The organism is Gemmobacter nectariphilus DSM 15620, from assembly GCF_000429765.1.
Taxonomy (GTDB): domain Bacteria; phylum Pseudomonadota; class Alphaproteobacteria; order Rhodobacterales; family Rhodobacteraceae; genus Wagnerdoeblera; species Wagnerdoeblera nectariphila.
This window is the reverse complement of sequence record NZ_AUCM01000005.1, coordinates 218,412-232,350: the sequence shown is the minus strand read 5'-3', so window position 1 is coordinate 232,350 and position 13,939 is coordinate 218,412. Positions and strand designations below refer to the sequence as shown.

Genomic DNA, 13,939 nt, shown 5'->3' with positions numbered 1-13,939 from the left:
CCTGCGCCGGCGAGGGGCCAGCCCCTCGCGCTCCCCGCCAAGGGGGGCTGTCTGCCCCCCTTGGAACCCCCCGAGGGTATTTTGAAAAAGGCAAAGGGGGCAGGGCATGAAGACCGCAGGTCCCGTGCTGAGCGTGCTGCTGGTGATCCTTGGCATCTGGTATGCCGCGACGGTGTTCATGAACGCCCCGCAGGTGCGCGATGCCGCGCGGCGGGGCAATGTGGAGCTGACGCTGGGGCAAACCATCGCCGCCACGATGAGCGAGAAGCGCCCGATGCTGGCGGCGCCCCATCAGGTGGCGGCCGAACTTTGGAAGGGGATCGTCAGCGAAAAGATCACCTCGAAGCGCAGTCTGGTCTATCATGCGCTGATCACCTTGCAGGCCACGATGACCGGCTTTGGTCTGGGCGTGGTGATCGGGGTGCTGCTGGCGGTGGGGATCGTCTATTTCCGGGTGATTGACCTGTCGGTCATGCCCTGGGCGATCATCAGCCAGACCATTCCCATTGTCGCGCTGGCCCCCATGATCGTGGTGCTGTCCAACTCGCTGGGGCTGGGCGACCGGCTGGGGGTGGAAAACCGGCTGGTGTCGAAAACGCTGATCGCGGCCTATCTGAGCTTTTTCCCCGTGCTGGTCAGCATGGTCAAGGGCCTGCGCAGCCCAGATCCGATGCAGCTTGATCTGCTGCGCACCTATAGCGCCAGTGGCGCGCAGGAGTTCCTGAAACTGCGCCTGCCCTCGTCGCTGCCGTTCTTCTTTGCCTCGCTCAAGGTGTCGATCGCGGCGGCGCTGGTCGGGGCCATCGTGGGCGAATTGCCGACCGGCGCGGTCGAAGGCTTGGGCGCGCGGATGCTGGTGGCCAGCCAGTTCGGCCAGCCGCTGCTGATGTGGGCCTCGCTGTTTGCCGCGACATTGCTGGCGGGGGTGCTGATCGTCGCGCTGGGCGTGGTGCAACGCCTGGCCGACCGCATGATGGGGGCACGGGCATGAGCGCATTGTGGATCGCCCTTGCCGTCTGCCTGCTGGGCTGGGGGCTGAACCTGTGGCTGGCGGCGCGCGGTGGGCGCGCGGCGCGGGTGGCGGCGCCGGTGATCTTTGGCCTGGGCCTTCTGGCGCTGTGGGAAGGGGTCGTGCGCGCCTTTGCCGTGCCCGAGGTGATCTTGCCGCCCCCCAGTTCGGTCGCGGTGGCCATTGGCGCGAACCTTGGGCTGATCTGGTCGGACTTCGTGCAGACGATCCTCAAGGGGGCGGTGACGGGCTGGGCGCTGGGCTGCGCGGCGGCGGCCGTGGTGGCGGTGCTGGTCGACCGCTCGCCCTTTCTGTCGCGCGGGTTGCTGCCCATCGGCAATTTCGTCGCCGCCCTGCCCATTGTCGGGGTAGCCCCGATCATGGTGATGTGGTTCGGCTTTGGCTGGCAATCCAAGGCGGCGGTGGTCTTTGCCATGGTGTTCTTCCCGGTGCTGGTCAACACCGTGGCCGGCCTTGCCACCGCCGACCGGATGCAGCGCGACCTGATGCGCACCTGGAGCGCGAGCTACTGGCAATCGCTGTTCGGTCTGCGCCTGCCGGCGGCCATGCCCTTCGTGTTCAACGGGCTCAAGATTGCCACCACCCTGGCGGTGATCGGCGCTATCGTTGCCGAATATTTCGGCAGTCCGACGCGCGGGATGGGGTTTCGCATCTCGACGGCAGTGGGGGCCTTGCAGCTGCCGCTGGTCTGGGCGGAAATTGCCGCAGCGGCGCTGGCCGGCACGCTGTTCTACGGGATCGTGTCCTTTGCCGAACGGCGGGTCACGTTCTGGCACGCCTCGCATCGGGGGCGCTAGGTTCTGAACGACGATAACGATACCAACAAGGAGGTTACGGGAATGAAGCGGTTGATGTTGGCGGCAATGTTTGCCGCATTGGGCGCGGGGGCGGCCTCGGCGGCCGACTCGGTCAAGCTGCAGCTGAAATGGGTGACCCAGGCGCAGTTCGCCGGCTATTACGTCGCGGCGGCCAAGGGTTACTACAGCGATGAAAACCTGGATGTCACCATCCTGCCCGGCGGCCCGGACATCGCCCCTGAACAGGTGATCGCCGGCGGCGGCGCCGATGTGATCACCACCTGGATGGCCGCGGGCCTTGCCGCCCGCGAACGCGGCGTTCCGCTGGTCAACATTGCCCAGCCGTTCAAAAGCCAGGGGCTGGAATTCACCTGCCGCAAGGATCTGGGCGTCAGCTCGACCGCTGATTTCAAGGGCAAGACCCTGGGCGTCTGGTTCTTTGGCAACGAATATCCGTTCTACGCCTGGATGGCCAAGCTGGGCCTGAAAACCGATGGCAGCGCCGATGGCGTCACCGTGCTGAAACAGGCCTTCGACGTCGAGGCGCTGCTCAAGGGCGAGGCACAGTGCATCTCGGTCATGACCTATAACGAATACGGTCAAGTGCTGGATGCGGGCTACAAGCCGGACCAGCTGGCGACCTTCAGCTATGCCGACCAGGGCGTGAAGGTCATGGAAGACGGCCTTTACGTCATGGAGGACAAGCTCAAGGATCCGGCCTTCGTCGAAAAGATGGCCCGCTTCGTGCGCGCCTCGATGAAGGGCTGGAAATATGCCGAGGCCAACCCGGACGAAGCCGCCGCCATCGTCGTCGATGCCGACCAGACCGGCCTGCAAACGCTGGACCATCAGAAATACATGATGAGCGAGGTCGCCAAACTGACCGCCGGCAGCAACGGCGCGCTGGACCCGGCCGATTTCGACGCCACCGTTGCGGCGCTGCTGTCGGCCGTATCGGCGGAAAACCCGGCGATCACCAAGAAGCCCGAAGGCGGCTGGACCCACGCGGTCACCGATATCGCGCTGAAATAAGCCAAGGCCGGGGCGGGGCCATCATCGGCCCGCCCCGGCGCACCTTGGTCCTGGTGGCCGTTGCGATCCCGGCCCCGGGCGGCGCGCGGCGCCCTTATTTCGCCTTGATCCAAATATCCTCGGGGGTGAATGCGGCACTAGCCGCAGAGGGGGCAGAAGGCCCCCTACCCGGCCGGGCCCATGCGCTGACGCAGCCAGTGCCGCTCAGACCAGCCCCTGCGCCCGGAACAGCGCCTTGACGTCCTTTTCCGGCCGCGCCCCGAAATGCGAGATCACCTCGGCCGCCGCGACACAGCCCATCTTGCCGGCTGTCAGCAGATCCTGACCCGTGGCAAGGCCATACAGGAACCCGGCCGCGAACTGATCGCCCGCCCCCGTCGCATCCACCGGCACCACGCGGTGCACCGGCACGCTGATCACCTGGTCGCGCGCCCGGATCACCACATCGGACCCCGAGCGGGTGCAGACCACCAGCGGGCAATCGGCCGCCGCCATGTCAAGCGCGGCCTCCAGATCGGTCTCGTAAAGCGAGGCCCATTCGTGTTCGTTGCCGATCACATAATCAAGCTCGGTCACCAGACGGCGGAAATCGCTGCGGTGCCGGTCAACGCAGAACGGGTCCGACAGGGCGATCCCGGCCTTGCCACCTGCGGCGCGGCAGGTTCGGGCGGCCTTGAGGAAGGCCTCCTTGCCCGGCGCCTTGTCGAAGAGATAGCCTTCGAGGAACAGGAATTCGGTGTCGCCCGTCACGTCCTCGGCCACGTCCTGCGGCCCCAGATCGGCCGAGATGCCCAGATAGGTGTTCATCGAGCGCTCGCCATCGGGGGTGACGAAGATCATGCTGCGCGAGCTGGGAAGTTCGGCCCCCGCGACCGGCGGATTCGGGAAATCGGTGCCCTCGGCCTGCAGGGCCCTGGCGTAGAAGCGCCCCAGCGCATCGTCGCGCACCCGGCCGATGAAAGCGGTCTTGAGCCCCAGATTGCCGCAGCCCGCCAGCGTGTTGCCGACCGACCCGCCCGGCGCCTCGGTGCGGTCCTTCATCGCGGCATATAGCACCTCGGCGCGTTCCCGCTCGATCAGCTGCATGATGCCCTTGGTGATCCCCATGTGATCGAGGAAGGTCTCATCGGTCTGGGACAGCACATCGACAATGGCGTTGCCGATGCCGACCACCTGATAGCGTTTCATGCGGTTTTATCCTCGAATGGGCAAAGATCGTTGATCAGGCAATCCGCGCAGCGCGGTTTGCGGGCGGTGCAGATATAGCGGCCATGCAGGATCAGCCAGTGATGGGCGTGCTGCTGGAATTCGGCGGGAACATTGTCCTCGATCGCGCGCTCGACGGTGTCGACATCCTTGCCGGGGCAGATGCCGGTGCGGTTGCCGATGCGGAAGATATGGGTGTCGACGGCCTGGGCCGGGATGTGCCACCACATGTTCAGCACGACATTCGCCGTCTTGCGCCCGACGCCGGGCAGCGATTGCAGCGCGGCGCGGGACGATGGCACCTGACCGCCATAATCGCGCACCAGAATCTGGGACAGGCGGATGACGTTCTTCGCCTTGTTGCGGTAAAGGCCGATGGTCTTGATATGTTCGATCAGACCTTCCTCGCCAAGTGCCAGCATCTTTTCCGGGGTGTCGGCGATGGCGAAGAGGCCGGCGGTCGCCCGGTTGACGCCCTTGTCCGTCGCCTGGGCCGAGAGCGCCACGGCGACCAGCAAGGTGAAGGCGTTGGTATGATGCAGCTCTCCTTTCGGTTCCGGCTCGGCGGCGTGGAACCGGGTGAAGATGTCATGCATCGTGGCATAGGGAAGCTGTGCGGCCATATCGGCGGTTCTAGCCGCGTGATGCAGGTGCGGCAATGCGCAAAATCCGGGTCGCGGGGGCAGGGCGGTGCGGGTAGATTGAAGGGATGCGGGGGGCCAGCCCCCCGACCCCCGCTCAAGGGGGTTTTCCACCCCCTTGAGAAACCCCCGAGGGTATTTCGGAAAAGGCAAAGCAGATGGACGATCAGGAAGGGGCCTATCATTACCGCGTCATGGCCAGGGCGCTGCGCGAGCTGGATGCGGCGGGGCCGGGGCTGACGCTGGAGGAGCTGGCTGGCCGGATGGGCATGAGCGTGGCGCATTTTCAGCGGCTGTTTTCGGCCTGGGTCGGGGTCAGCCCCAAGCGGTATCAGCAGTATCTGGTGCTGGATCATGCGCGCGCCTTGCTGCGGGAGCGCATGACGTTGCTGGACACCGCGCAAGAGGTGGGCCTGTCGGGCACCGGCCGGCTGCACGATCTGTTCCTGCGCTGGGAGGCGATGGCGCCGGGCGATTATGCGCGGGGCGGGGCCGGGCTGGAGATCCGCTGGGCCTGGCTCGATACTCCTTTTGGCGAGGCTTTGGCGATGGCGACCTCGCGCGGGCTGTGCGGCCTGGGCTTTGCCGAAGAGATGGGCCGCGCCGCCACCATGGCCGATCTGCGTGCCCGCTGGCCCGAGGCAGAGTTCGTGGAAGATGCCGCCCATGTCGTGCCGCTGGTCGATGCGGCCTTTGGCGGGCAGGGCGCGCGGCTGCATCTGATCGGCGCGCCGTTCCAGATCAAGGTGTGGGAGGCCTTGCTGCGCATCCCGTCAGGTCAGGTCACGACCTATTCGGAAATCGCCAGGGCCATCGGCAAGCCGGCCGCGGTGCGGGCCGTGGGCACGGCGGTTGGCAAGAATCCGGTCAGCTTCCTGATCCCCTGTCACCGCGCGCTGCGCATGTCGGGCGGGCTTGGCGGCTATCACTGGGGGCTGCCGGTCAAGCGCGCCATGCTGGCCTGGGAGGCCGCACGCGCCGAGGCGGTCTGAGCCGGGAACCGATTGCCTGCCGGTGCGTTGCCTTGACAGAGCGTGCGGCCCGTCCGGCGCATCCCTGCGGACACGCAAGGGTGATGGGCGGAAATCTGCACACTGCGGCGACGGGGGTTCAAGGGCCTGCGTGCCGGATGGTAGCATAGGACAATGGCCGCCGGTTTGGGCCATCGGAGCGAGAGACAGACATGAAATTCAAAACCCCTGTTCTGATCGGTTGTGTGGCCCTGATCGGGCTTGCCGCCTGCGACCCCTATCCCCAGGGCGATCCCAACAACACCCGCACCCGCACCGGGGCGCTGACCGGCGCGCTGATTGGCGGCGCCATCGGGGCGACGTCGAACAGCAGCACCAGGCCGCTGGCAACTGTCGCGGGCGCTGCGGTCGGCGCGGCCATTGGCGGCGCCATCGGCCAGTCGCTTGACCGGCAGGCCGCCGATCTGCGGGCCCAGACCTCGGGCAATGTGGGCGTGGTGAATGCGGGCGACTATCTGGTCGTGACCATGCCGCAGGATCTCTTGTTCTCGACCGACAGCTCGGCCGTGCGTCCCGACCTTCAGGCCGATTTGCGCGCTGTTGCGGGCAACCTGCTGCAATATCCCGACAGCCGGATCGAGGTGATCGGCCACACCGACAGCACGGGCGATGCTGCCTATAACCGCAGCCTTTCGGCGCGGCGTGCCGGTTCGGTGGCTTCGGTGCTGATCGGCGCGGGTGTGCCCTCGTCGCGGATCGTTACCGTGGGCCGGGGCGAGGATGCGCCGATTGCCAGCAACCTGACGCCCGAAGGCCGCGCCCAGAACCGCCGGGTGGAAATCATCATTCGCCCGAACCGCTGATCGGGCCGAAGGGCGTTGCAGGGCTGCACAGCTGGTCATATGACTTGACCAGACCTAGCGGAGCCGGCGATGCCCTTCGAGAAGATCCAGTCAGAAAAACTGTCCCGGGCGGTGGTGCGGCAGATCGAAAGTCTGATCCTGCACGGTGTCCTGCGCCCGGGAGAACGCCTGCCCGGCGAACGCGAGCTGTCCGACCGCCTGGGCGTCTCGCGCCCCAGTCTGCGCGAGGCAGTGGCCGAGTTGCAGGAACGGGGGCTGCTGGTCACCCGCGCCGGGGCAGGGATTTTTGTTTCCGACGATCTGGGCTCGGCCTTTTCGCCGGCACTGGTCAGCCTGTTCCGCGCCCATGACGATGCGTTTTTCGACTACGTCGATTTTCGCCGCGACATGGAGGGGCTGGCGGCCGAGCGGGCGGCGCTCATGGGCTCGGACACCGATCTTATGGTGATCGCGGCGATCCTGGCCAAGATGGAAGCCGCCCATAGCAAGCGCGACCCCGCAGACGAGGCGGCTCTGGATGCCGATTTCCACATGGCGATCATCGAGGCGGGGCACAATGTGGTCATGCTTCACATGATGCGGTCGATGTATGAACTGCTGCGCGAAGGCGTGTTCTACAACCGCCAGGCCATGTTCCGTCAGCGCGCCACGCGCGATGAACTGCTGGACCAGCACCGCACGATCAATGCCGCGCTTCAGGCCCGCGATGGCACGGCCGCGCGCGCGGCGGTCGAGGGGCATCTCGATTACGTCCGCCGTCTGCTGGCGAACGAGCGGCAGGCCGAACGGTACGAGGCCGTGGCCCGCCAAAGGCTGGAAAGCGAAACCCAGCGCTAGGTCAGAACAACCCCAGCAACGCCCTGGACAGTGCGGTTTCAGGGTCTGTCAGATCCAGCACCACATCGAAATGGTTGCGGTCCGGCACCGTCAGCACCGGGGCGCCCACAGCCTGGCCATAGGCCGCGCTCTGGCGGTGGAAACCGGGCGTCTCGCGCTCGGCCGATGCGACCACGGCGGGCAGGGGGGCGGCCGGCAGATTGCGCAGGGGGCTCAGGGCCTGCACCTCCTCGGGGGTGAACTGCATCCAGTCGTTGACATGGCTTGCGGCCAGCGGCGCCAGGTCGAACAGGCCCGAGACGGGCAATTGCCCCTTCAGCGGCTGACTGGGCAGGCCTGCGGCCGCTTGCCATCCCCCCGCCGCGACGGCTGATGTCAGATGCCCGCCTGCGGACGATCCGCCCACCACGATCCGCGTGCGGTCGATCCCCAGCGCCTCGGCATTGTGCCAAAGATGCGCCAGCATCGCGCGGCACTGGCGCACGATCTCGGTCAGGTTGACAGTCGGGGCCAGGGTATAGTCGGGCACCGCACAGGCAATGCCGCGCGCCGCCAGCATGGGCGCCATGAAGGCCGAATGCCCCTTGCTCAGCGCCCGCCAGTATCCGCCATGGATGAAGACGAAACAGGGCCGCGCCGCGCCCGGTGCGGTACCGAACAGGTCATAGGTCTCGGCGCTGGCATCGTCATAGGCAATGCCGGTGCGCGCGCCGGGCAGATCCAGCGCCGCCTGCGACAGACGGGCATAATCCTCGGTGATCCGGGCGAAGTCCTCGGCGGAACAGGTCAGACGGGCGGTATAGTCGGCATCCAGCCGGTCGCGGGGCCAGGTGGCTTCGGTCGCAATATCCATCAGATCACCATGGGGTTGACGCGGTTTGCCAGCAGCCGCACCAGCGACAGCGCCGTCAGTTCCGACGTCTTGGGGTTGCTCGCCATCGGGCGGTTTTCCAGTTGAATGGCCATGCGACCGAAATCGCCTGAGGCGGTGACGCGATGCGCATTGCGCGCAGCGCCCGGATCGGCGACCAGCGCGACAGTGGTGCGCGCCATGCCCATGCCGGCCAGCGCGGTGATCGCCGCCACATTGGCATTTTGCGGAAACCGCGCCGCCGCCTGATCCGCGCTGCCCTCAAAGAACACGGCCGGCGCGGTCAGGTGGAACAGATCGCACAGGCTCTCCGCCTCGGTCCCCTTCCAGGCGGCAGGCGGCTTGACGATCTCGTGCCGCACCTCGCTCAGCCCCAGAACCGCAGCCGCGGCCAGCGCGTCGATCCCCCCAAGCGCACCCGGCGGGATGACCAGCTGCCGACCCGCCTGCCGCGCCGCCCCGACCAGCCGGTCCAGCAGTGCCGCATCGGTCAGCGCACTGGTCGAGGCCGGCGCGAAATCCGCCCCCGCCGCCAGCGCCGCCAGCCCCCAGGGCGCAACCGCCGCCCGCCCAGCTGCCTCGATCACCAGATCGGGCGCCAGGGCCGCCAGCCCCTCTGGCCCGTCCAGCCGCGCAACGCCCGCTGGCAAGTCCGCCACCGAACCGGGCCGCAAGCCCACCCCGGCCAGCACCACCCCATCCGGCAACAACCCCGCCACCCGCTGCGAAATCGCGCCCCAGCCCACCAGCACCAGCCGCAAGCGTCCCATGCGCGCCTCCTGCATCTTTGCCTTTTCCAAAATACCCCGGGGGTCCGGGGGCTGGCCCCCGGTCCGCCGGTTCAGCCGGGGCTACAGCCCGACATAGCCCTGCACGGTCGCCGCATCGCGGTCCAGATCGGCGCCCGAGCCGGACCAGACCGTCCGGCCCTTTTCAATGATGTAATGCCGGTCAGCCAGACGCTTGAGCACCCCAAGGTTCTTGTCGATCAGCAGGATCGACTGGCCTTGCGACTTCAGCTTTTCGATCACATGCCAGATCTCGGTGCGGATCACCGGGGCCAGCCCCTCGGTTGCCTCGTCCAGGATCAGCAGGCGCGGGTTGGTCATCAGCGCGCGGCCCACGGCCAGCATCTGCTGCTCGCCCCCCGACAGGGTGCCCGCCAGCTGCCCGGCCCGCTCGCCCAGGCGCGGGAACAAGTCATACACCTTCTCCAAGGTCCAGGGCTCGGCCCGTTTCAGCCGGTTCGAGGCGGTGGCGACCAGATTTTCCCGCACCGTCAGGGTCGAGAAAATCTGCCGTCCCTCGGGCACCAGCCCCGCGCCCATGCGGGCGATCTTCTCGGGCGACAGGCCGGCGACGGACTGCCCCTCGAACTGCACGCCGCCCGATTTCGGCGCGACCAGCCCCATGATGGACCGCACCGTTGTCGTCTTGCCCATGCCATTGCGGCCCAGCAGGGTCACCACCTCGCCCTCGCGGATCTCCAGCGAGACATCGAACAGCACCTGGCTGGCGCCATAGGCGGCGGAAAGTCCCGATACGTTCAGCACAGCTCGTCCTCCGCGCCCAGATAGGCCTCGCGCACTTCGGGGTTGGCGCGGATCTCGTCCACCGTGCCGGTGGCGATGATCCGGCCATAGACCAGCACCGAAATGCGGGTCGCCAGGGCAAAGACCGCGTCCATGTCGTGTTCCACCAGCAGCATCGGCATGGTCTGCGCCACCTCGCGCAGGCGGTCCACCATCTCCTGGCTTTCGGCATGGCCAAGGCCGGCCATCGGTTCATCCAGCAAGAGGATGCGCGGCTTGCGGGCCAGCGCGACCAGCAGTTCCAGCTGCTTCTTTTCGCCATGCGACAGGCCGGCCACCGGAATATGCGCCCGGTTCTGCAAGGGCGTGCCGGCCAGCAGACCATCAGCCTCGGACCACAGCGAGCGGCGGCGTGCCACCGCGTCCCAGATGCGGAAATTGTGCCCCTCGCGCGCCTGCACGGCCATGGCGATATTCTCGCGCACCGTCATGTCATTGAGCAGGTTGGTGATCTGGAACGTCCGTCCTAGCCCCAGCGCCACGCGGGCGGGCACATCCATGCCGGTCACCTCGGTGCCGCCCAGGAAGACCGCGCCCTCATCCGGCACCAGCTCGCCGCACAGCTGGTTGATCAGCGTGGATTTGCCCGCCCCGTTTGGCCCGATCAGGGCATGCACCTCGCCCGGCCGCACCTCGAGCGTGACATGATCGGTCGCCGTCAGCCCGCCAAAGCGCTTGACCAGACCCTTGACCTCCAGAACCGCACTCATGCCCGCCCCCGAAAGATCAATGCCACACCGCGCGCGATCAGCGCATTCAGCCCGCCCCGGGTGCCCAGCACCACGGCCATCAGGATCAGCCCCAGCCAGAACTGCCAGTATTCGGTCAGCGCGGCCAGCTCGGTTTCCAGCACCAGATAGGCGGCGGTGCCCAAGAGCGGGCCAAAGAACGACCCCACCCCGCCCAGGATGACCATGGTCATCAGCGCGGCCGATTTGGTCCAGTGCAGCATGTCGGGGCTGGCAAAGCGCAGGAAGTTGGCCATCAAGGCCCCCGCCAGCCCGCAGCCCATGCCCGACAGCACAAAGGCATACAGCTTGTAGCGATAGGGCGCAAAGCCAAGCGCGGCCATGCGGCGCTCGTTCTGCTTCATCCCGCGCAGCACGGTGCCAAAGGACGACCGGATCAGCCGCCACAGCGCCAGCATGAACACTGCCCAGAACCCGAGGATGACGTAATACAGCGTCAGCCGGTCGCGCATGTTCAGGCCAAGGAATTCATTGGTGCGCCGCACGATGATCCCGTCCTCGCCGCCATAGGCCTTGAGCGAGACGAAGAAGAAAAAGATCATCTGCGCAAAGGCCAGGGTGATCATGATGAACTGCACCCCGCCGGTGCGCAGCGACAGCGCGCCGATGATCAGTGCCAGCAGGCCCGAAACCGCGATGGCCGCCGGAATGGTGATCAGCAGCTGGTTGGTGCCGGGGATCACTCCCATCAGCGGCGTTTCGTCAGTGTAATGGACGAACAGCAGCCCGACGACATAGCCGCCGATCCCGAAGAAGGCCGCATGGCCCAGGCTGATCATGCCACCATAGCCCAGCACAAAGTTCAGGCTGGCCGCGGCGATGGAATAGATCAGGATGCGGGTGATCAGCGACAGCGCCGAATTGCCGCCGACGATGTCGGTGATGAAGGGCACCGCCAGCAGCACCACGATGGCCAGCGCGACGGCAACCTTCAGGCCGAGCGATTTGAATTCCTGCGACTGTGTGCTCATGTCAGCCTCCGGCCGCGAACAGGCCCTTGGGCCGCACAAGCAGCACCAGCGCCATCAGAAGATAAATGCCCATGGACGCGATGCCGATCCCCAGCGCATCGGCCTGATCGGCCGGCATCATGCCGCGCAAGATACCGGGCAGGAATGCGCGCAGCATGGTATCGACCACGCCCAGCAGGATGCCCGCGACAAAGGCGCCCTTGATCGAGCCAACCCCGCCGACGACGACCACGACAAAGGTGGCCAGCAGGATCTGCTCGCCCATGCCCACCTGAACGGCGCTGATCGGGCCCGACATGTAGCCGGCAAAGCCCGCCAGCAGCGCGCCAAGGCCAAAGACGATGGTGTACAGCAGCCGGATATCCACCCCCAGCGCGCGCACCATGTCGCGGTTGGTGGCGCCGGCGCGCACCAGCATCCCGATGCGGGTGCGGTTGATCAGCAGATAAAGGCCATAGGCCACCAGCAGCCCGGCCGCGATGATCACCAGCCGATAGGGCGGGTAGAACAGGCCCGGCAACAGCTCGACCGGGGCCGAAAGCGTTTCGGGAATGGCGATGAACACCGGCTGGCGCCCGATCCCCCAGGTGATCGCCTGGTTGAACAGCAAGATCAGCGCAAAGGTGGCCAGCACCTGATCCAGGTGATCGCGCGCATAGAGCCGGCGGATCACCAGCGCCTCGATGGCAAAGCCGACCACGGCGGCGGTGATCAGGGCCACGGGAATGCCCAGCCAGAAGCTGCCGGTTTCGGCTGCGGCCAGTGTGCCCGCATAGGCGCCGACCATGAACAGCGAGCCATGGGCCAGGTTGATGACGCCCATGATGCCGAAGATCAGCGTCAGGCCGGCGGCCATCAGGAACAGCATGACGCCGTACTGAAGCCCGTTGAGGAGTTGTTCCAGGATGAGGATCATGTCGCCGCCGCGCAAGAGATCAGGGCGAAGGCGCGCACGGATGGTGCGGATGCCTCCGGCGGGGATATTTGTATCAAGGCGAAAGGTCAGGCGCCGAAAGGGGCGGCCACGCGCCGCCCCCCGGCGATCCGATCACATCTTGCAGTCTGCGGCGTAGATGTCGCCGTAGTTCTCGATGATCTTTTCCTTGCTGACGGTCGTCGGCTTGCCATCGGCGCCCTTGACCACCTCGACCGCGTACCAGTCCTGCACCGGGTGCTGGTTGGGGCCAAAGGAGAAGTTGCCGCGGGTCGATTTGAAATCGGCCGCGCGCAGGGCGGTGCGGAAGGCGTCGGCATCTTCGGGATTGGCCTTGGCCAGGGCCGAGGCGATCAGAAGGCCGGTGTCATAGGACTGCTGCGCGTAATAGGTCAGCGGGCGGTCGCCGAACTTGCCTTTCCAGGCGGCCACGAATTCCTTCGAGGCTTCGTTGTCGAAGTCAGGCGCCCAGTGCGAGGTGCCTTTCAGCCCGATCGCCGCATCGCCCACCGCGTTCAGGATCACGCCGTCGATCGAGGGTTCCGACAGCACCATCGGGATCGCGCCCAGAAGGCCGGCCTGCTGATACTGTTTCAGGAAGGCGATGCCGATGCCGCCCGGGTGGAACTGGAACACGACTTCCGGGTTCGCCGCGCGGATACGGGCCATTTCCGAGGCAAAGTCGGTCTGGTCAAGCTGGGTGTAGATCTCTTCGACCTCGCCCTCGAACATGCGCTTGAAGCCGGCGATGGCGTCCTTGCCGGCCTGATAGTTCGGGGCCAGCGCGACGGCCTTTTTATAGCCAAGCGCCTTGGCGGCGGCGCCGGTCGCCTGGTGCAGCGAGTCGTTCTGCCAGGCGATGGTGAAATAGTTCTCGTTGCAGCCCTTGCCGGCCAGGCCCGAGGGCGCGGCGTTCGGCGACAGGTAGAAGGCGCCGTTATCGACGACATCGGGCACCACCGCGCCGGCGACGTTCGAGAAGACGATCCCGGTCAGCAGCTTGATGTCCATGTCATTGACGAATTTCTCGGCGATCTGGCGCCCGTTGCCGGGGTTCAGCGCATCGTCCTCGACCACCAGCTCGATATCCTTGCCGCCCAGCTTGCCGCCTTCGCGGTCCATCGCCAGCTGGAAGCCATCGCGGATTTGCTCGCCGATATAGCCGGCGGGGCCGGACAACGTGGTGATCATGCCGATCTTGACCGGATCGGCCCAGCCGGGCAGCGCGGTCAGCGCAAGGAAGCTGGCTGCGGTCAGCAGTTTCTTCATGGTCGTCTCCCTGTGGGCGCACCTTTGCGGTGCTGGTGATTGACGGCAATCATGCCGCAGGGCGGAAAGTATTTCAATTCTGAAACACCTGATGCCTTGGTGGCTGGCCCGATTTTCGAAAATCCGGCCAATATAGGAAGGCTGCACCAAGCGGTGCGCCGCAGCAAGCGGATTCG

The 13,939-nt window shown here is 66.3% G+C and carries 15 protein-coding genes; 6 read left to right on the top strand and 9 right to left on the bottom strand.

Annotated features, from left to right (window positions below; genetic code table 11):
• Window positions 1-106 precede the first annotated feature (106 nt).
• The 3 genes from G481_RS0106150 to G481_RS0106140 are packed head-to-tail and all read left to right on the top strand — an operon-like array spanning window position 107 to window position 2,859.
• On the top strand, window positions 107-991 hold the full coding sequence (locus G481_RS0106150; RefSeq protein ID WP_028029247.1) for an ABC transporter permease: 885 nt from the start codon (window positions 107-109) through the stop codon (window positions 989-991).
• Window positions 988-1,827, top strand: a complete 840-nt coding sequence (locus tag G481_RS0106145) for an ABC transporter permease (protein ID WP_028029246.1) — start codon at window positions 988-990, stop codon at window positions 1,825-1,827. Before G481_RS0106150 ends, G481_RS0106145 begins: the two co-directional genes overlap by 4 nt.
• A gap of 42 nt (window positions 1,828-1,869) precedes the next feature.
• A complete protein-coding gene (locus G481_RS0106140; RefSeq protein ID WP_028029245.1) occupies window positions 1,870-2,859 on the top strand; it encodes an ABC transporter substrate-binding protein in 990 nt (329 codons plus the stop codon).
• 204 nt (window positions 2,860-3,063) lie between these two features.
• Here the strand turns inward: G481_RS0106140 and G481_RS0106135 are convergent, their stop codons facing one another.
• Window positions 3,064-4,047: an adenosine kinase gene (locus G481_RS0106135; RefSeq protein ID WP_028029244.1), complete on the bottom strand. Its 984-nt coding sequence runs from the start codon at window positions 4,045-4,047 to the stop codon at window positions 3,064-3,066.
• Window positions 4,044-4,688: an endonuclease III gene (gene nth / locus G481_RS0106130; protein ID WP_028029243.1), complete on the bottom strand. Its 645-nt coding sequence runs from the start codon at window positions 4,686-4,688 to the stop codon at window positions 4,044-4,046. Before nth ends, G481_RS0106135 begins: the two co-directional genes overlap by 4 nt.
• A gap of 176 nt (window positions 4,689-4,864) precedes the next feature.
• Here nth and G481_RS0106125 point away from each other — a divergent pair, with 176 nt between their 5' ends.
• From G481_RS0106125 to G481_RS0106115, 3 genes are all read left to right on the top strand, one after another.
• Window positions 4,865-5,698, top strand: coding sequence for a methylated-DNA--[protein]-cysteine S-methyltransferase (locus tag G481_RS0106125; RefSeq protein ID WP_028029242.1), 834 nt, complete (start codon window positions 4,865-4,867; stop codon window positions 5,696-5,698).
• Window positions 5,699-5,889: 191 nt separating this feature from the next.
• The gene (locus G481_RS26860) at window positions 5,890-6,540 is read left to right on the top strand and encodes a YiaD family glycine zipper/OmpA-like lipoprotein (protein WP_028029241.1); all 651 of its coding nucleotides are present in this window, start codon (window positions 5,890-5,892) and stop codon (window positions 6,538-6,540) included.
• A gap of 69 nt (window positions 6,541-6,609) precedes the next feature.
• Entirely contained in the window at window positions 6,610-7,377 is a 768-nt protein-coding gene (locus G481_RS0106115; RefSeq protein WP_028029240.1) for a FadR/GntR family transcriptional regulator, read from the top strand.
• Window position 7,378: 1 nt separating this feature from the next.
• On the opposite strand, the gene G481_RS0106110 is transcribed toward G481_RS0106115, so the two are convergent.
• From G481_RS0106110 to G481_RS0106080, 7 genes are all read right to left on the bottom strand, one after another.
• Window positions 7,379-8,230, bottom strand: a complete 852-nt coding sequence (locus G481_RS0106110; protein ID WP_051294334.1) for an alpha/beta hydrolase — start codon at window positions 8,228-8,230, stop codon at window positions 7,379-7,381.
• Window positions 8,230-9,018 carry an aspartate dehydrogenase gene (locus G481_RS0106105; RefSeq protein ID WP_028029238.1) on the bottom strand — a complete coding sequence of 263 codons (789 nt, stop codon included), beginning with the start codon at window positions 9,016-9,018 and terminating at the stop codon, window positions 8,230-8,232. The genes G481_RS0106110 and G481_RS0106105 overlap by 1 nt, the downstream gene beginning before the upstream one ends.
• A gap of 81 nt (window positions 9,019-9,099) precedes the next feature.
• Window positions 9,100-9,801: an ABC transporter ATP-binding protein gene (locus G481_RS0106100; protein WP_028029237.1), complete on the bottom strand. Its 702-nt coding sequence runs from the start codon at window positions 9,799-9,801 to the stop codon at window positions 9,100-9,102.
• A complete protein-coding gene (locus G481_RS0106095) occupies window positions 9,795-10,550 on the bottom strand; it encodes an ABC transporter ATP-binding protein (protein ID WP_028029236.1) in 756 nt (251 codons plus the stop codon). Before G481_RS0106095 ends, G481_RS0106100 begins: the two co-directional genes overlap by 7 nt.
• Entirely contained in the window at window positions 10,547-11,560 is a 1,014-nt protein-coding gene (locus G481_RS0106090; RefSeq protein WP_051294333.1) for a branched-chain amino acid ABC transporter permease, read from the bottom strand. The genes G481_RS0106095 and G481_RS0106090 overlap by 4 nt, the downstream gene beginning before the upstream one ends.
• Window position 11,561: 1 nt before the next feature.
• Complete coding sequence (locus G481_RS0106085) at window positions 11,562-12,476, bottom strand: branched-chain amino acid ABC transporter permease (protein WP_028029234.1); 915 nt, start codon at window positions 12,474-12,476, stop codon at window positions 11,562-11,564.
• Between the two features lie 132 nt (window positions 12,477-12,608).
• A complete protein-coding gene (locus tag G481_RS0106080; protein WP_028029233.1) occupies window positions 12,609-13,763 on the bottom strand; it encodes an ABC transporter substrate-binding protein in 1,155 nt (384 codons plus the stop codon).
• Between the last annotated feature and the right edge of the window lie 176 nt (window positions 13,764-13,939).

Coding starts and splice junctions, on each gene's coding strand:
- G481_RS0106115 (WP_028029240.1), top strand. CDS start 6,610: ATGCCCTTCGAGAAGATCCAGTCAGAAAAACTGTCCCGGGCGGTGGTG.
- G481_RS0106090 (WP_051294333.1), bottom strand. CDS start 11,560: ATGAGCACACAGTCGCAGGAATTCAAATCGCTCGGCCTGAAGGTTGCC.
- G481_RS0106150 (WP_028029247.1), top strand. CDS start 107: ATGAAGACCGCAGGTCCCGTGCTGAGCGTGCTGCTGGTGATCCTTGGC.
- G481_RS26860 (WP_028029241.1), top strand. CDS start 5,890: ATGAAATTCAAAACCCCTGTTCTGATCGGTTGTGTGGCCCTGATCGGG.
- G481_RS0106095 (WP_028029236.1), bottom strand. CDS start 10,550: ATGAGTGCGGTTCTGGAGGTCAAGGGTCTGGTCAAGCGCTTTGGCGGG.
- G481_RS0106080 (WP_028029233.1), bottom strand. CDS start 13,763: ATGAAGAAACTGCTGACCGCAGCCAGCTTCCTTGCGCTGACCGCGCTG.
- G481_RS0106145 (WP_028029246.1), top strand. CDS start 988: ATGAGCGCATTGTGGATCGCCCTTGCCGTCTGCCTGCTGGGCTGGGGG.
- G481_RS0106140 (WP_028029245.1), top strand. CDS start 1,870: ATGAAGCGGTTGATGTTGGCGGCAATGTTTGCCGCATTGGGCGCGGGG.
- G481_RS0106105 (WP_028029238.1), bottom strand. CDS start 9,018: ATGGGACGCTTGCGGCTGGTGCTGGTGGGCTGGGGCGCGATTTCGCAG.
- G481_RS0106085 (WP_028029234.1), bottom strand. CDS start 12,476: ATGATCCTCATCCTGGAACAACTCCTCAACGGGCTTCAGTACGGCGTC.
- nth (WP_028029243.1), bottom strand. CDS start 4,688: ATGGCCGCACAGCTTCCCTATGCCACGATGCATGACATCTTCACCCGG.
- G481_RS0106125 (WP_028029242.1), top strand. CDS start 4,865: ATGGACGATCAGGAAGGGGCCTATCATTACCGCGTCATGGCCAGGGCG.
- G481_RS0106110 (WP_051294334.1), bottom strand. CDS start 8,230: ATGGATATTGCGACCGAAGCCACCTGGCCCCGCGACCGGCTGGATGCC.
- G481_RS0106135 (WP_028029244.1), bottom strand. CDS start 4,047: ATGAAACGCTATCAGGTGGTCGGCATCGGCAACGCCATTGTCGATGTG.